The organism is Gemmobacter fulvus, from assembly GCF_018798885.1.
GTDB lineage: Bacteria > Pseudomonadota > Alphaproteobacteria > Rhodobacterales > Rhodobacteraceae > Gemmobacter > Gemmobacter fulvus.
In genome coordinates this window covers 1481474-1495719 of record NZ_CP076361.1, presented here as the reverse complement: position 1 = coordinate 1495719, position 14246 = coordinate 1481474, and the positions used below count along the sequence as shown (strand labels likewise).

Annotated in this window: 19 protein-coding genes, 1 tRNA gene and 1 pseudogene; 15 read left to right on the top strand and 6 right to left on the bottom strand. The window is 63.9% G+C overall.

Translation table 11 applies throughout. The features are described 5' to 3' along the window. The first annotated feature begins 22 nt into the window (after window positions 1-22). From KM031_RS22680 to KM031_RS07420, 4 genes and pseudogenes are all read left to right on the top strand, one after another. Window positions 23-250 (top strand): hypothetical protein, encoded by a 228-nt coding sequence (locus KM031_RS22680; RefSeq protein ID WP_371879010.1) that lies wholly within the window; start codon window positions 23-25, stop codon window positions 248-250. Continuing rightward, window positions 222-655 (top strand): annotated as a pseudogene (locus KM031_RS07430) (deoxyribose-phosphate aldolase); the annotation flags it as partial. The gene KM031_RS22680 and the pseudogene KM031_RS07430, both read left to right, overlap by 29 nt. 4 nt (window positions 656-659) lie before the next feature. Beyond that, window positions 660-869 carry a hypothetical protein gene (locus KM031_RS07425; protein WP_215503875.1) on the top strand — a complete coding sequence of 70 codons (210 nt, stop codon included), beginning with the start codon at window positions 660-662 and terminating at the stop codon, window positions 867-869. Between the two features lie 139 nt (window positions 870-1008). Continuing rightward, window positions 1009-1470: an RbsD/FucU family protein gene (locus KM031_RS07420; RefSeq protein WP_215503874.1), complete on the top strand. Its 462-nt coding sequence runs from the start codon at window positions 1009-1011 to the stop codon at window positions 1468-1470. 91 nt (window positions 1471-1561) lie between these two features. On the opposite strand, the gene KM031_RS07415 is transcribed toward KM031_RS07420, so the two are convergent. From KM031_RS07415 to KM031_RS07400, 4 genes are all read right to left on the bottom strand, one after another. Beyond that, a complete protein-coding gene (locus KM031_RS07415; RefSeq protein WP_215503873.1) occupies window positions 1562-3067 on the bottom strand; it encodes a tripartite tricarboxylate transporter permease in 1506 nt (501 codons plus the stop codon). A gap of 1 nt (window position 3068) precedes the next feature. After that, window positions 3069-3587, bottom strand: coding sequence for a tripartite tricarboxylate transporter TctB family protein (locus KM031_RS07410; protein ID WP_215503872.1), 519 nt, complete (start codon window positions 3585-3587; stop codon window positions 3069-3071). 3 nt (window positions 3588-3590) lie between these two features. Then, window positions 3591-4562 (bottom strand): Bug family tripartite tricarboxylate transporter substrate binding protein, encoded by a 972-nt coding sequence (locus KM031_RS07405; protein WP_246566809.1) that lies wholly within the window; start codon window positions 4560-4562, stop codon window positions 3591-3593. A gap of 71 nt (window positions 4563-4633) precedes the next feature. Next, entirely contained in the window at window positions 4634-5704 is a 1071-nt protein-coding gene (locus KM031_RS07400) for a 4-oxalomesaconate tautomerase (protein ID WP_215503871.1), read from the bottom strand. 45 nt (window positions 5705-5749) lie between these two features. Between KM031_RS07400 and KM031_RS07395 the strand changes: the two genes are divergently transcribed. After that, window positions 5750-6718 (top strand): LysR family transcriptional regulator, encoded by a 969-nt coding sequence (locus tag KM031_RS07395; RefSeq protein WP_307742830.1) that lies wholly within the window; start codon window positions 5750-5752, stop codon window positions 6716-6718. A gap of 5 nt (window positions 6719-6723) precedes the next feature. Here KM031_RS07395 and KM031_RS07390 read toward each other — a convergent pair whose 3' ends face one another. After that, entirely contained in the window at window positions 6724-8034 is a 1311-nt protein-coding gene (locus tag KM031_RS07390) for a FliI/YscN family ATPase (RefSeq protein ID WP_215503869.1), read from the bottom strand. An 83-nt stretch (window positions 8035-8117) separates the two neighbouring features. Here KM031_RS07390 and KM031_RS07385 point away from each other — a divergent pair, with 83 nt between their 5' ends. From KM031_RS07385 to KM031_RS07340, 10 genes are all read left to right on the top strand, one after another. Continuing rightward, window positions 8118-8507, top strand: a complete 390-nt coding sequence (locus KM031_RS07385; protein ID WP_215503868.1) for a FlgB family protein — start codon at window positions 8118-8120, stop codon at window positions 8505-8507. 2 nt (window positions 8508-8509) lie between these two features. After that, window positions 8510-8890, top strand: coding sequence for a flagellar basal body rod protein FlgC (gene flgC, locus KM031_RS07380; RefSeq protein WP_215503867.1), 381 nt, complete (start codon window positions 8510-8512; stop codon window positions 8888-8890). Window positions 8891-8901: 11 nt separating this feature from the next. Further along, window positions 8902-9192: a flagellar hook-basal body complex protein FliE gene (gene fliE / locus KM031_RS07375; protein WP_215503866.1), complete on the top strand. Its 291-nt coding sequence runs from the start codon at window positions 8902-8904 to the stop codon at window positions 9190-9192. After that, complete coding sequence (locus tag KM031_RS07370; protein WP_215503865.1) at window positions 9189-9455, top strand: flagellar biosynthetic protein FliQ; 267 nt, start codon at window positions 9189-9191, stop codon at window positions 9453-9455. Before fliE ends, KM031_RS07370 begins: the two co-directional genes overlap by 4 nt. A gap of 1 nt (window position 9456) precedes the next feature. Further along, entirely contained in the window at window positions 9457-10170 is a 714-nt protein-coding gene (locus KM031_RS07365) for a flagellar hook-basal body complex protein (protein WP_215503864.1), read from the top strand. A 9-nt stretch (window positions 10171-10179) separates the two neighbouring features. Further along, entirely contained in the window at window positions 10180-10965 is a 786-nt protein-coding gene (gene flgG, locus KM031_RS07360) for a flagellar basal-body rod protein FlgG (RefSeq protein ID WP_215503863.1), read from the top strand. Beyond that, window positions 10965-11384 carry a flagellar basal body P-ring formation chaperone FlgA gene (flgA, locus tag KM031_RS07355; protein WP_215503862.1) on the top strand — a complete coding sequence of 140 codons (420 nt, stop codon included), beginning with the start codon at window positions 10965-10967 and terminating at the stop codon, window positions 11382-11384. Before flgG ends, flgA begins: the two co-directional genes overlap by 1 nt. A gap of 11 nt (window positions 11385-11395) precedes the next feature. Then, the gene (gene flgH, locus KM031_RS07350) at window positions 11396-12115 is read left to right on the top strand and encodes a flagellar basal body L-ring protein FlgH (RefSeq protein ID WP_215503861.1); all 720 of its coding nucleotides are present in this window, start codon (window positions 11396-11398) and stop codon (window positions 12113-12115) included. Between the two features lie 5 nt (window positions 12116-12120). Next, complete coding sequence (locus tag KM031_RS07345; protein WP_215503860.1) at window positions 12121-12582, top strand: flagellar basal body-associated FliL family protein; 462 nt, start codon at window positions 12121-12123, stop codon at window positions 12580-12582. Window positions 12583-12902: 320 nt separating this feature from the next. Next, window positions 12903-12978: transfer RNA gene (locus tag KM031_RS07340), tRNA-Thr, on the top strand. Window positions 12979-13467: 489 nt separating this feature from the next. On the opposite strand, the gene pyrF is transcribed toward KM031_RS07340, so the two are convergent. Continuing rightward, the gene (gene pyrF, locus KM031_RS07335; protein WP_215503859.1) at window positions 13468-14172 is read right to left on the bottom strand and encodes an orotidine-5'-phosphate decarboxylase; all 705 of its coding nucleotides are present in this window, start codon (window positions 14170-14172) and stop codon (window positions 13468-13470) included. Window positions 14173-14246: the final 74 nt, after the last annotated feature.

Below are 14246 nucleotides of genomic sequence, written 5' to 3'. Positions count from 1 at the left end.
CGGCCGCCTCAATTGGTATGCTATGGTATACAATATGCGCCTGACCGTGCGCGGCTGCAAGCCCTCGCAGTGCCGCATTCCCCTGCGTGGCAAATGCGCTGCACGTCCGGTGCCAATGTGGGGACGGCCGCTGACGCCCGCGCTGCAAGAGGCGCTTGGCATGGGCGACCGCCGCCTGACCACGGGGGCTGTCTGCGTCTATCACCGCTTTGTCGCCACGGCTGTCGAGGCACCGACGGGCGCTCTATGATGAGATGCGCGATTTTTGGGCGGCCACCGGCGTGTTGAAAACGCTGCGCAATGTGGCGCGGGCCAGCCTTGTCTGCATGATGGCGGGGGCGGATTTCATCAGACCTCCACCGGGAAAGAGGCGGTCAATGCCACGCCTGCCGTGACGCTGACCATGATCCGCACCATCCGCGACTATCTGGACCGCACGGGATACCGGGTCGGCTACAAGCCCCCAGGCGGCATTGCCACCACCAAGGATGTGCTGATGCAGCAGTTCCTGATGAAGGAAGAGCTGGGGCGCGACTGGCTCGAACCCGATCTGTTCCGCATCGGTGCGTCGAGCCTGCTGGCCGATATCGAATGCCAGCTCGAACCCCATGTCACGGGCGGCTATTCCGCCTTCAACCGGCACCTGATCGGATAGACCGATGAGCATCGCAAAGTATTTCGACGACATGTCCTATGGTCCCTCCCCGGAATCCGATGCCGAGGCCCGCAGCTGGCTGGCGCGGGGCGCGGCGGTGGATGTGGATGCGGTCTGGGCCTTTGGCACCGAGGCCCAGTCCGAGGCGGTGGAGCGTCTGTCGGCAGGCAACATGAAACGCAGCTTTGTCGATCATGACTGCCTGACCGATTGAGCCGATACCAGCGCCGAAGGTGAAGATTGGTTGCGCCGCGCCACCGAAGTCAAGAATATCTGGATCTCATACGGCGCCTGAGACCAGATCTGCCGCCCCGGGGGAAGACGGGGTGGCCCATGAAAACGCGAGGAAAACAATGCTGAAGAACCTTGATCCGGCCCTTGGGGCCGATGTGCTGCATGCGCTGCGCGCGATGGGGCATGGCGATACGCTGGTGATCGTGGATACCAACTTTCCTTCGGACGCGATTGCGCGGCAGACCCGGCTGGGCCGCCTGCTGCATATCGACAATGTCAGTGCGGCCCGCGCGGTGAAAGCCGTCTTGTCGGTGCTGCCGCTGGACAGCGCCCTGCAGAATTCCGCAGGCCGGATGGAGGTGATGGGGGCCGCAAACGAGGTGCCGCCGGTGCAGCAAGAGGTTCAGGCCGAGGTGGATGCCGCCGAGGGCCGCGCCGCGCCGATGTATGGCATTGAACGCTTTGCCTTTTATGAAGAGGCCAAGAAGGCCTATTGCGTCATCTCCACCGGCGAGCGGCGGTTCTATGGTTGCTTTCTGTTCACCAAGGGCGTGATCGCCCCGGATGCCGATCTGGGATAAGCACCGGCAGCGCTGCCAGGGGCCCCTGCGCGATGTGAAAAAGCCCGGCCCTTTCGGGCCGGGCTTTCTGGTATGACGCAGCGCGGCAGGATCAGGCGTCCTTGAATACATCCTCGCGCGATTTCCGCATGGCGGGCAGAACCGCGATCACAAGTGCCACCGCGCCCACACCCAGCAGCAGGGCCGACAGCGGCGAGGTGACGAAGGTCATCATGCTGCCGTCCGAGATGATCAGCGCCTGCCGCAGCTTTTCTTCCAGCAGACGGCCCAGCACGAAACCCAGCGCCAGCGGGGCGGCCTCGAACTGCAACTTGTAGAGTGCAAAGCCGACCAGCCCCAGAACCCCTGCCATCATCACCTGCGCCGGGTCGTTGGAGATCGAGAACAGGCCGATGCAGCAGAAGGCGACAATCGCCGGGAACAGCAGGCGGTAAGGCACCTGAAGCAGCTTCACCCACAGACCGATCAGCGGCAGGTTGATGATGACCAGCATCAGGTTGCCGATCCACATCGAGGCAACCAGACCCCAGAACAGTTCGGGATTGCGCTCGATCACCTGCGGCCCCGGCACGATGCCCTGGATCATCATTGCCCCGACCATCAGCGCCATCACCGCATTGGGCGGCAGTCCCAGCGTCAACAGCGGGATGAACGAGGTCTGTGCCCCGGCATTGTTGGCGGATTCCGGCCCGGCCACCGCCGCGGGAACGCCGGTGCCAAAATCCTGCGGGCGCTTGGACAGGCGTTTTTCCACGGCATAGCTGGCAAAGGGGGCAAGAATGGCGCCATTGCCCGGCAGAACCCCCAGCACCGACCCCAGCCCGGTGCCGCGCAGGATCGGCCCCATATTCTCGCGCAATTCGCGCAGCGTGGGCCAGAGCCGCCCGATCTTGCCGCGCACCACATCGCGTTTTTCCGGGTCTGCAAGGTTCTTGAAGATTTCGGCAAAGCCGAAGATCCCCATCGCCAGCACTACGAATTCGATACCATCGGTCAGCATGTGCAGGCCGAAGGTCATCCGCTCGCGCCCGGTTTCCATATCGGCACCCACGCAAGACAGCAGCACCCCGACAAGGATCATCGCCAGCGCCTTCACCAGCGAGCCATGCGCCAGCACCACCGCAAAGACCAACCCCATGATCATCAGCGAGAAATACTCTGCCGGGCCGAACAGCAGGCCCAGCTTGGTCATCGGCACGCCAAGCGCCGCGATCACGATGGTGGCAAAGGTGCCTGCAATGAACGAGCCGATGGCAGCCAGCCCGAGCGCCAGACCCGCTTGGCCCTTCTTGGCCATTTCATGCCCGTCGATGGCGGTGACGACCGCCGTCGCCTCGCCGGGGATATTGACGAGAATGGCGGTGGTGGAGCCACCATATTGCGCGCCGTAATAGATGCCCGCCAGCATGATCAGCGCGCCGGTCGGATCCAGCGCCAGCGTGACCGGCAACAGGATCGAGATGGTCGCGACCGGCCCGACGCCGGGCAATACCCCCACCAGCGTGCCGATCAGGCAGCCGATGAAGCAGAAGAACACGTTCTTGAGCGTCAGAGCGACGGCCAGCCCAAGGCCAAGGTTTTGAAAGACTTCAAACATATCAGTATCCGATCAGCCAGGGCGCCACGGGGATCGAAAGCCCCAGCGCATATCTGAACATGCCGATGCAGGCCGCCGTCAGGATGGTGGCAAAAATCGCCAGCTCGACCGGGCGCGCATCCTTGGCCGCAAGTCCCGAACAGATGATGGCCAGCGGCGTGGCCACGGCCAGACCAAGTGGCGGGATGCGGAACGCGCCGAAGTCATATCCGCGCACCGTCAGCGCGAACAGAAACACCCCGATCAGCACCGGAAGCATATCGCGCAGCGGCCATGTGCCGGTGGATTCCGCAGGCTCGTTGCGGGTGACAAACAGTTGCACCGCACCGAGCAAGGTGATCAGCACCGAAAGCGCGCGCGGCAAAAGGCCGGAGCCGACGCCGCTTTCGGTAAAGAAGGGCAGGTCGGAGCCTGCCCAGAGGGTGAAAAGCCCGAACGCCACAAGGCTCAGACCCGCCAGCCGCTCGCGGCCGATCAGGGGGGTATGCGGCGGTGGGGGGGCCTCGGCTTCGTGGCTCATGGCTTATTCCACCTTGATGTCGGCGGCCTTGACCACCTCACCCCAACGGGCGCGCTCTGCCGCCATGAAATCCGCAAAGCCCTGGCCGGAAAGATCCGACGGCACACCGCCATCATTGCTGAGCTTGGCGATGAAATCAGGATCTGCCAGCGTTTCGGCGGTGGCGGCGGCCAGTTTCGTGCGGACGTCCTCGGGCAGGCCCTTCGGACCAAGCAGGCCATACCAGGCCGAGGCAGTATAGCCGGTCACCCCGGCCTCGCTGGCGGTCGGCACGTCGGGCAGCGCGGGGAACCGGTCTTTGCCGGTCACCGCCAGCGCGGTCAGCGTGCCATCCCCGACAAGGCCGATCACCGACGGGATCGTGGTGACCATGAAGTCGATATGGCCGCCGACCAGATCATTCACCGCCGGACCGGCGCCTTTGTAGGGCACATGCTTCAGCTTGATGTCGGCGCTTTGCCCCAGCAGCAGCGTTGCCACATGGCTGGCCGAGGCATTGCCGGCCGAGCCATAGACCAACTCGCCAGCCTTAGCCTTCTCCATGAACTCGCCCATGGATTTGACCGGCAGGCGCGGCCCTACCACCACCACCAGCGAGGCGTCGGCAATCATGGCAATGGGGTCAAGCGCCTCTGCCGGATCGTATTTCAGATTGAAGATATGCGGGTTTACCACCATCGGCCCCTGATTGCCGATCAGCAGGGTATAACCATCGGGATCGGCGGCGGCGGCGACCTCGGTGCCGATATTGGCGGCGGCCCCGGGACGGTTTTCCACGATGACGCGGCCATTCAGCGCTTTTTCAAGACGCGCGGCAAAAACGCGGGCAATCGCGTCGGTCCCGCCGCCTGCCGCATAGGAGACGACAAGCGAGATGGGCTTTGACGGATAATCCTGCGCAAAGGCCGGCAGGCCCGACAGACTCATCGCGGCAAGTCCAAGCGCCATCGCGGAGCGGCGTGTAATTCTGGTCATGTTGGTTTCCTCCCTCATGTTCAGTGTCTGTGACCTCCGGGCCGGTGCGCAATGCACATCCCGGACTTCCTTCAGTTCGTTCGGCGGACCAGGGCCGCCCCTTCAAAAAGCCGCCGGCAGGTGCGCATCACGAAAACGATGGGCTGGCCGGTGGCGCTATCCCGGTCCACGCGCACAGCCATGCGCCCGGTCGGGTGTTCCAGTGTCAGGGTGTTCGGCAGCTGAAAGTCGGGCAGGGCCGTGCCGACGATGCTGTCAGGCAAGGTCGCGGCAATGGCGACCGAGACGGCCCCGGTGGTGGCCAGCGACGAATGGCAGGCATGCGGCGTGAAATAGCGCACCGCAAGATCGCCGCCGCGCCGGGGCACACCGATCAGAACCGGCTTGGGCAGCACCGAATCGGCCACATCGCCCAGACCCATGCGCCGCCCGGCCTCGATCCGAACCGTTTCCAGCCGCGCCATGAAGGCCCGATTGGCATCGAGGTCTCGCGCGGTTTCAGATCCGGTCAGGCCGAAGGTTTCGGCGCGGGCGAGGACAACCGGGGTTGCCCCGTCGATCAGCGAGACGGGCACGCCGTCAATCACCTCTTGCGGCGCGCCCGATGGCAGCAGGCGGCCCGTCTTGGCACCGATGGCCTCCAGAAACGCGAGATAGACCGGCGCCGCCGTGCCCGGCACACCGTCAATCGCCGCATCGCCCTGATAGCGCAATTCGCCGCCGGGGGTCTGGAACCGCGCCTCGATGATCTTGCCGGTGTTGACGTTGTGGACGCGGACCTTGGTTTCCCCCGGCTGCGCCGTCACTAGGCCTTTTTCAATGGCAAAGGCCCCGACGGCGGACAGCATGTTGCCGCAGTTCGGCGCGGTATCCACCAGCCGTTCCTCGACCTTGACCTGCGCGAAGAGGTAGTCGACGTCAGCCCCGTCCCGCGTTGCAGGCCCGACAATCGCCACCTTGGACGACAGCGAGTTGCCCCCGCCGATTCCGTCGATCTGAAGCGGGTGGCCGGAGCCCATCAGCTCGATCAGCAGCGCGTCGCGCTGTGCCGGATCATGCGGCAGATCGCTGCGCAGAAAGAACGGACCCTTGGAAGTGCCGCCGCGCATCATCACGCATGGAATGCGGATCAGGTCGTCCATCTACGTCTCCCCCTTTTTGCAGGTTTCCCTGCGATGTTCTTGGGAATGCCGCGAAACGACTTTGTTGTGAAATGCAAATATTTCGGTTATTATTCCGGTATGCGGAATAATTTTGAATTTCTCGACCTCAAGGCTTTCCTCGCCGTGCTTGAACTTTCATCGTTCAACGAGGCCGCAAAGCTGCTCAACCTGTCGCAACCCGCCTTGTCGCGGCGCATCCGTGGGCTGGAAGAGGCGGTGGGCGCGCAGTTGATCGAACGCACCACACGGCGCGTCGCCCCGACCCAGATCGGGCGCGAGCTGATGCCGCTGGTGCGCAGGCTTGTCGATGAATTCGAAGAATCGATCCTGTCGATCTCGGATCTGCGGGGGCGGCACCGGGCGCAGGTCACGCTGGCCTCTGTGCCCACCGCCGCCTTCTACTTTCTGCCCCGCGTGATCGAGGCCTTCAACAAGCGATACCCGGGAATCCGATTTCGTATCATGGACTTGTCGGCAAACGAAGGTCTTGATGCCGTGGCGAATGGCGAGGTGGAGTTTGGCATCAACATCACCGGTGCCACGCGTGACGACCTGATCTTTACGCCGCTGCTGGAGGATCCTTTCGTGCTGGCCTGCCGCCGCGACCACGCACTTGCCCAAGAGCCGCGTCTGTCCTGGTCGGCGCTGGAGGGGCATCCGCTGATCGGGGTGTCCAAGACCTCCGGCAACCGGGCGGTGCTGGATCATGCGCTGGCGATGGCGGATCAGCGGCTGGATCTGAACTGGTTTTATGAGGTGAACCACCTGTCGACTTCGCTGGGGCTGGTCGAGGCGGGGCTGGGCATTTCCGTTCTGCCGCAACTGGCGACGCCACAGCGGGAGCATCCGCTGATTGCCACGGTTGCACTTGAAAATCCGGTGGTGACACGGACCATCGGCATGGTCGAACGGCGCGGCGCGCGGTTTTCCCCCGCAGCCACCCGGTTTCGGGAAATGCTTGTCGAAGAATGGCGCGGCTCTGCCTATGCCTGACGGGCCTATGGCCGCAGACATGCCGCCAGATTCTGAAAGCTTGCGGCGATGCTGCCCTGCGCCTCGTCTGACAGAAAGGCATCCAGCGCGGGCCAGACCTTGATCGCCAGATCCACCACAGGATCGCTGCCTTTTGCGTAAAGTCCGGCGTGGATCATCATTTCCGTGCGCTCATAGGCCCCCAGCAGGTGCCGCGCCTCGGTGATGAGGGCGTTTTCTTCCGGGCTGGCCGCATCGGGCAGGCTGCGCGAAACAGAGCGCAGCAGGTTGATCGCCGGAAACCGGCCCCGTTCCGCAATCGCCCGGTCCAGCACCACATGGCCATCCAGCACCCCGCGCAGAATATCGGCAATCGGCTCGTCCATATCCGATCCGGCCACCAGCACCGAAAACACCGCCGTAATATCACCCGCGCCCTCGGGGCCCGGCCCGGCCCGCTCTGCCAGCGCCATGATCGTATGCGCGGTCGAGGGCGGAAAGCCCCGCAAATTCGCCTCCTCCCCCGAGGCGACGGCGACCTCGCGGTGCGCCTCGGCAAAACGGGTGATCGAATCTGCCAGAAACAGCACATGCAGGCCCTGATCGCGGAAATATTCCGCCACCGCCATCGCAGTCCAGGCGCAGCGGCGGCGCGTCAGGGGGGATTGATCCGAGGTGGCGGCAATCACAACGCTGCGCCGCATCCCTTCAGGCCCCAGAATCCGGTCGGTGAAATCGCGCAATTCGCGGCCTCGCTCCCCGATCAGCGCAATCACCACCACATCCGCCTCGATCCTGCGCGCAAATCTGGCCAGCAGCGAGGATTTGCCAACGCCGGACCCCGCAAACAACCCGATGCGCTGGCCCCGCACAATCGGCAGCAAGGTGTTGAACACGGCAAGGCCGGTGGCAAGGCGTCCACCCATCGGGCGGCGTTGCGCGGCGGGCGGGGCTGCTGCCCGCAAGGCGCGCGGATGCACGCCCCGGAACAGCGGCCTGCCGTCCAGCGGGCGGCCATAGGGATCGACGATCCGGCCAATCCAGCCGGTATCCGGGGCGATGGCCGCATGGCCGATCATCGCCACCGCATCGCCGATGCGCACCCCCTCTGGCGTGCTGTCGGGCAGGATACCGGCGCCCTCGCGTGACAGGCGCACGATTTCACCACCGATGTCGCCCTGGCTGCCATGGATCAGAACCCGGTCGCCCAGACTCGCCCCCTGGGAAAAGCCTTGGACGCGGAGCGCGCCCTTGCCAATGTCAGCCACCCGGCCAATCCGGTTTGCCACCGACACGGCGGTGATCTCGGCCCGCAGTGCATCGAAAATTCCCGCCATGCCATTCTCCCTTTGTTCCTGATTACGGTTTCTAAAGGAATCACCCTTAAGCCTTGGTGAAGGTGATCGAGGGAGAAGCCCCGGTGTTTGAAAAACTTGAAATTGTCAGAATGGCGCAGGCGATGGCCAGCCATGCCGGCGCGCAACAGGGCGAAATTGCGCGCAACATTGCCAATGCCGATACGCCCGGTTTCAAGGCGCAGGCCTTGCCGGATTTTGCCGATCTGTATGACAGTGGATCAGGCAGCGGGATGCGCCGCACCCGCGCCCTGCACGGCGCTTCGGTGGCCGAAGCGGCCTCTGCGCCGGTTGCCCGCCAGACCACGGGGGCCGCCAGCCCGAATGGCAACACCGTGTCGCTGGAGGGCGAAATGGTCCGCGCGGTCGAGGTGCGCCAGCAGCATGAGATGGCCTTGGCGATCTATCGCAGCAGCAGCGACATCCTGCGCATCAGCCTCGGGCGGCAGCGTTAGCCATGGCCGATCTGCGCACCTCACTCTCGCTCGCCGCCTCTGGTATGGAGGCGCAGGCCGCGCGCCTGCGGCATGTGTCGGAAAATATCGCTAATGCCGATACGCCGGGCTACCAGCGCAAGACCATCAGCTTCCACGCTGCGATGGATGGCGCGGCGGTGCAGGCGGGGCCGGTGCGGCTGGATCGGTCTGCGCTGGTGCGGATCTATGATCCGGGCCACCCGCTGGCCGATGACAGCGGCCATTACGATGGCTCGAACGTCGATCTGGTGATCGAAATGGCTGACGCCCGCGAGGCGCAGCGCAGCTACGAAGCAAACCTCAGGATGTTCGATCAGGCGCGGCAGATGACGCAAAGCCTGTTCGACCTTCTGCGCAGATAAGGAGATCCAGAATGGATATGCGCACGACCATTGCCGCCCAGACCTATGCCCATGCCAAGACTGCCGCAGCCGCCCAGCCGCGCCCGCCCGAGGCCGAAAGCGCCTTCGGGGCTGCGGCGGACAGCTTTTCCAACGTGCTCGCCTCTGGGGAGTCCGCGGCGCGCAATGCGATGATCGGTGGCGCGGATCCGCATGCGCTTGTGCAGGCGCTGGCGGCCACGGAACTGGCGGTCGAAACCGCCGTGACCGTGCGTGACAAGGTGGTGGAGGCCTATCAGGAAATCCTGAGGATGCCGGTATGAGCGAAGAACAGCTCTATGACACGCTGCGCCAGGGTTTGTGGATTGCCGTCACCATCTCGGCCCCGCTGCTGGCCGTGGCGCTGATTGCGGGCATCGCCGTCGGGCTGTTTCAGGCGCTGACCTCCATTCAGGAAATGACGCTGACCTTCGTGCCCAAGGTGGGGGCGATGCTCATCGTGTTCTGGGTGTCGATGAGCTTCATGACCTCGACCCTCGTCAGCTTTTTCAACGACCGTATTCTTCCCCAGATCGCCGGAGGCTGAGATGGACGCATCAGGCTATACCACATTGACGCGTCAGGGCGGATTGATGCGCGAAATGCAGGCCATCGCCAATAATATCGCCAATAGCGCGACCACCGGCTTTCGCCGCGAAGGGGTAATCTTTTCGGAATATGTCAGCCGTCTGGACGATGCGCCCTCGCTGTCGATGGCCCGCGCCTCGGCCCGCAACATCGACCTGTCGCAAGGTGGCCTGTCGATGACGGGGGGGCAGTTTGATTTTGCCATTCAGGGCGAAGGATTTTTCCTGCTGGAAGCGCCGGACGGCAACCGGTTGACGCGGGCCGGCAGTTTCAGCCCCTCTGCCGAAGGGGAACTGGTCAATCCTGATGGCTATCGCCTGCTGGATGAGGGCGGCGCGCCGGTCTTTGTGCCGCCCGACGCCGGGGCCGTCGCCCTGGCCGCCGATGGCACCCTCTCGGCGCAGGGGCAGCCGCTGGCCCGGATCGGGCTCTGGGCACCGCAGGATCCGACCGATCTTCGCCATATGGGCGGCACATTGTTTGCAACCTCGGGCGGCGAAGTGCCCTTGGACGGCGGCGTGATCAAGCAGGGCCAGCTGGAAGACAGCAATGTGAACGCGCTTTCGGAAATCTCGCGCATGATCGAGGTGCAGCGCGCCTATGAGATGGGGCAGAGCTTTCTGGACAGTGAAGATCAACGGATGCGCGGTGTCATCCAGACATTGGGACGATAGGAAACCGGGATGAAAGCCTTACAGATCGCCGCAAGTGGCATGGCCGCGCAGCAGATGCGGGTCGATGTCGTCTCCAACAACCTCGCCAATATGTCGACCACGGGCTACAACGCCCGCCGGGCCGAATTCGCGGACCTGCATTATCAGCAGGATGCACGGCCCGGAACGATCTCGGCGCAGGATGGCACGCTGTTGCCCAGCGGCGTGCAGATCGGGCTGGGCGTGCGGCCCGCCTCGGTGTCGGTGGTGCTGGCGCAAGGCGCGCTGAGCCAGACCGGCGGTGACCTCGATCTCGCCATCGAGGGCAAAGGGTATCTGGAAGTCACGCTGCCCTCCGGGGCTGCGGCCTATACCCGCGATGGCGGGCTGAAACGCACGGGCGATGGGCTGATCGTCACCTCGGCAGGCCATCAGGTGGCACCCGGCATCACCATCCCCTCTGATGCGCGCAGCATCACCATCAATGCCGATGGCGAGGTTTATGCCCATTTCATGGATCAGGTGCAGCCGCAGATGCTGGGCCAGCTCAGCCTGGCCGGATTCACCAATGAAAAGGGGCTGGAAGCGATTGGCGGCAACCTGTTTCTGGAAACGGCAGGCTCTGGCCCGCCGCTGATCGGCGCGCCCGGGCAGGACGGTTTGGGCACGCTGCGGCAGGGCTATCTGGAAGAAAGCTCTGTCGATGCGGTGCGCGAGGTGACGGAACTGATCAAGGCGCAGCGCGGGTATGAGCTGAATGCCAAGGTCATCACCGCCGCCGATCAGATGCTGTCCGCAACCACGCAGGTGCGGTGATGCGGTTGTGTCTGGTCCTGTCGCTGCTGCCGGGCCTTGCTGCCGCAGAGATCATCGTGCCGGTCCGCACCATCCGGGCGCAGCAAATTATTGCGCCCGAAGATGTGATGGTGCTGGACAAGACGGTTCCGGGCGCCGTGTCGGATCCGGCGGACGCCATTGGGCAAGAGGCGCGCCGCGCGCTCTATGCCAACCGCCCGATCGCCCCTGCGGATCTTGGTCCTCCAGCGCTTGTCGATCGCAATCAGGCCGTGGCGCTGGCCTATAGCGCGGGCCCGGTGCAGATCGTCACCGAAGGGCGGGCGCTGTCCCGCGGCGGGCTGGGCGATGTGATCCGTGTCATGAACCTGTCCTCCCGCACCACGGTTGCAGGCGAGATCACCGCACAGGGCATGGTGATCGTTGGCCTTGCCCCATGAGGTATCCCCCGATGAGCCGCCTGATCCTTGCCAGTCTCTGCCTCACCGCCTGCGCCCGGCTTGATGCTGTCGGCAAGGCCCCGGCCTTTTCACCGCTGGAGGGCAGTTATCAACATCACGCGATGTATTCGACCCCCATGCCGAAGGATATCCCGCCCAGCGGCCCCGCCGAGACCTCTTCGCTCTGGACCAGCAGCCGCGACTCGCTGTTTGGCGAGCGGCGGGCCGAACGGCGCGGCGATATCCTGACCGTGGTGGTTGAAATCAATGACAAGGCCGAGATTTCCAATTCCTCGGACCGCAGCCGCGCGGGCAGTGATGCGATGGGCATCCCGGCGCTGTTCGGCATTCCAGAGCGTTTGAACGCGCAATTGCCAGAGGGGGCCAGCATGGCAGAGGCGGTCAATACCACGACAAGCTCCAGCTATGAGGGCAGCGGATCGGTGGCGCGCACCGAAAAGCTGACGCTGCGGGTGGCGGCGACAGTGGTCGAGGAATTGCCGAATGGCGTTTTGCGTATCGAGGGGCAGCAGGAGGTCCGGGTGAATTACGAGCTGCGCGAACTGGTAGTGTCCGGGTATGTGCGCCCGGCCGATATCTCGCGTCAGAACGAGATTACCTATGACAAGATCGCGGGTGCGCGCGTGTCCTATGGCGGGCGCGGCCAGATCACCGATGTTCAGCAACCCCGCTATGGTCAGCAGGTTGCCGACATCCTGCTGCCCTTCTGACCGCCATGAAAAACATCCTTCTTGTGCTTGTGTTCTGTCTGGTTGGCATCGGCGGTGGTCTGGCGGCAGGCTGGTTCCTGCGCCCGACACCTGAGGCTCCTCACGGCGCAGAGGTGCCGCCTGATGCCGAAGCAGAAGTGACGGAGCATGAATATGTGAAGATGAGCCATCAATTCATCGTGCCGCTTGTGACCGAAGGGCGGGTGAGTGCGATGGTCGTGCTGGCGCTGAGCCTGGAGGTAACCCCCGGCGCGTCCGAGTCGGTCTTTGCCAAGGAACCAAAGCTGCGCGACAGCTTTTTGCAGATCCTGTTTGATCACGCGAACAGTGGTGGGTTTCGTGGATCGTTCACCGAGGGCACGACTCTGATCCACCTGCGCAAGGCGCTGTTGGAGGCCGCACAGAAGGTGATGGCTGAAACCGTCAGCGATGTCTTGATCACGGATATCGCGCGGCAAGATGCCTGAGACCGGCAATCGTTTTACCCGCTGCTGATCAGGGTTGAGAGGTGATGTGCCGGTTGACCATGTGCGGCGCGGCCTGCGGAAACGGGGGCGGAGGGTGATGGGATCCTTGCACGAGTCAGCCCGACCGTTTAGGCGGGCGTACGATAAATCGTGGCACTCCGGCAAGCTGCGCAGACCCCTTGCACTCAGCGTCGCCATGAGAAAAACGGTTTTATTGTAAGTGGTTGAACGAAAAACAGGTCATGGGCGACAATGATCTTCCAAGATGCGTTTGGTGTCTTGAAAAGATCTCTTGGGGCAGTTATACGCAAGCCCGCGCGGCCCCAGTAGCACAGCTGGTAGTGCGCCTCATTCGTAATGAGGAGGTCGGGGGTTCGAGTCCCTCCTGGGGCACCATTTTACAATTCCGTCCTTCACGACCGAATGACCTTCGCACAGGACTGTCGTTTGAAGAGCTTTTGTGCGACGATGCGCAATCGGGTTGGCAAAATCCAGACGGGGAACTGTGCGCATGCCGGAATGCAGGCGTATTTCTATATCTCATAAGGGTTTAGAAATCAGCCCGTCGCGAGTTTGTACGATGCGTTCGGCAGGTGCGCCCCCCTCGCCATGCCTTTGAGAGCGGCTCACGTTGCGGGGCGATCCTGAAAGGGGCGGGGTGCATGTGGCTACCAGCTTAACAGACCCAAAGGCCTTGATGGGGCGGCAGTCAGAGCGTCTTCCGTTTGTCGAAAGCGATTGATGAGCTTGGCTTCGCCTCCAGGCAAGCGGCTTGACCCCATCGGGGGCGGTGCCTTGGAAAACCCTGAGCTCGATTGCAGCCGCATCCCCCCACTGCGCTGCTTCCGCCCCGGTCACCCGACAGGCTGAGCAGACCGCGTGGGCTTACCCGCGCAGTTCTGACACCACGGCTTGCGCGGCGCGGCGGGGGTCGGCGGCTTGCCAGATCGGGCGGCCGACAACGATGTGGTTCACGCCATCGGCAATCGCCTGTGCCGGGGTGGCCACGCGTTTCTGATCCCCCAGCGCCGCTCCTGCCGGGCGCACGCCGGGGGTGACGATCAGCTTGCCCGCCGCCTGCGGCAGCGCGCGGATCATCGCAGCCTCCTGCGGGCTGGCAATCACACCATCCGCCCCGGCATCCAGCGCGCGGGCTGCACGTTCCAGCGTGATCTGGTGAATGTCGCCCGGCACGATCAGATTGGCGTCCAGATCGGCCCGGTCCAGCGAGGTCAGCACCGTCACCGCCAGAATTTTCAGGTCGGTGCCGACCTTGCCTTCGGCAGCGGCGCGCACCACCTGCGGGTCGCCATGCACGGTCAGAAAGTCCAGCCCATGCTGCGCGATGCCGCGCACCGCAGCCTCGACCGTGGCGCCGATGTCGAACAGCTTCATGTCCAGAAACACGCGCTTGCCCTGTTCGTGCTTCAACTCATTGGCCAGCGCGAAGCCGCCGCCGGTCAGCATCCCCAGACCGATCTTGTAAAAGCTGACCGCATCGCCGATCTTCCCGGCGAGATCCAGTCCCTGCACCACATTCGGCACATCCAGCGCCACGATCAGGCGGTCGTCAGCGGGGGCAAGGCTCATGGGGCGCTCCTCTCGGGTTGGGATGGCGTTCCTTTGCGGCGGGGGGGCTGCGCTGTCAAGCTGGCGAGGGCGGC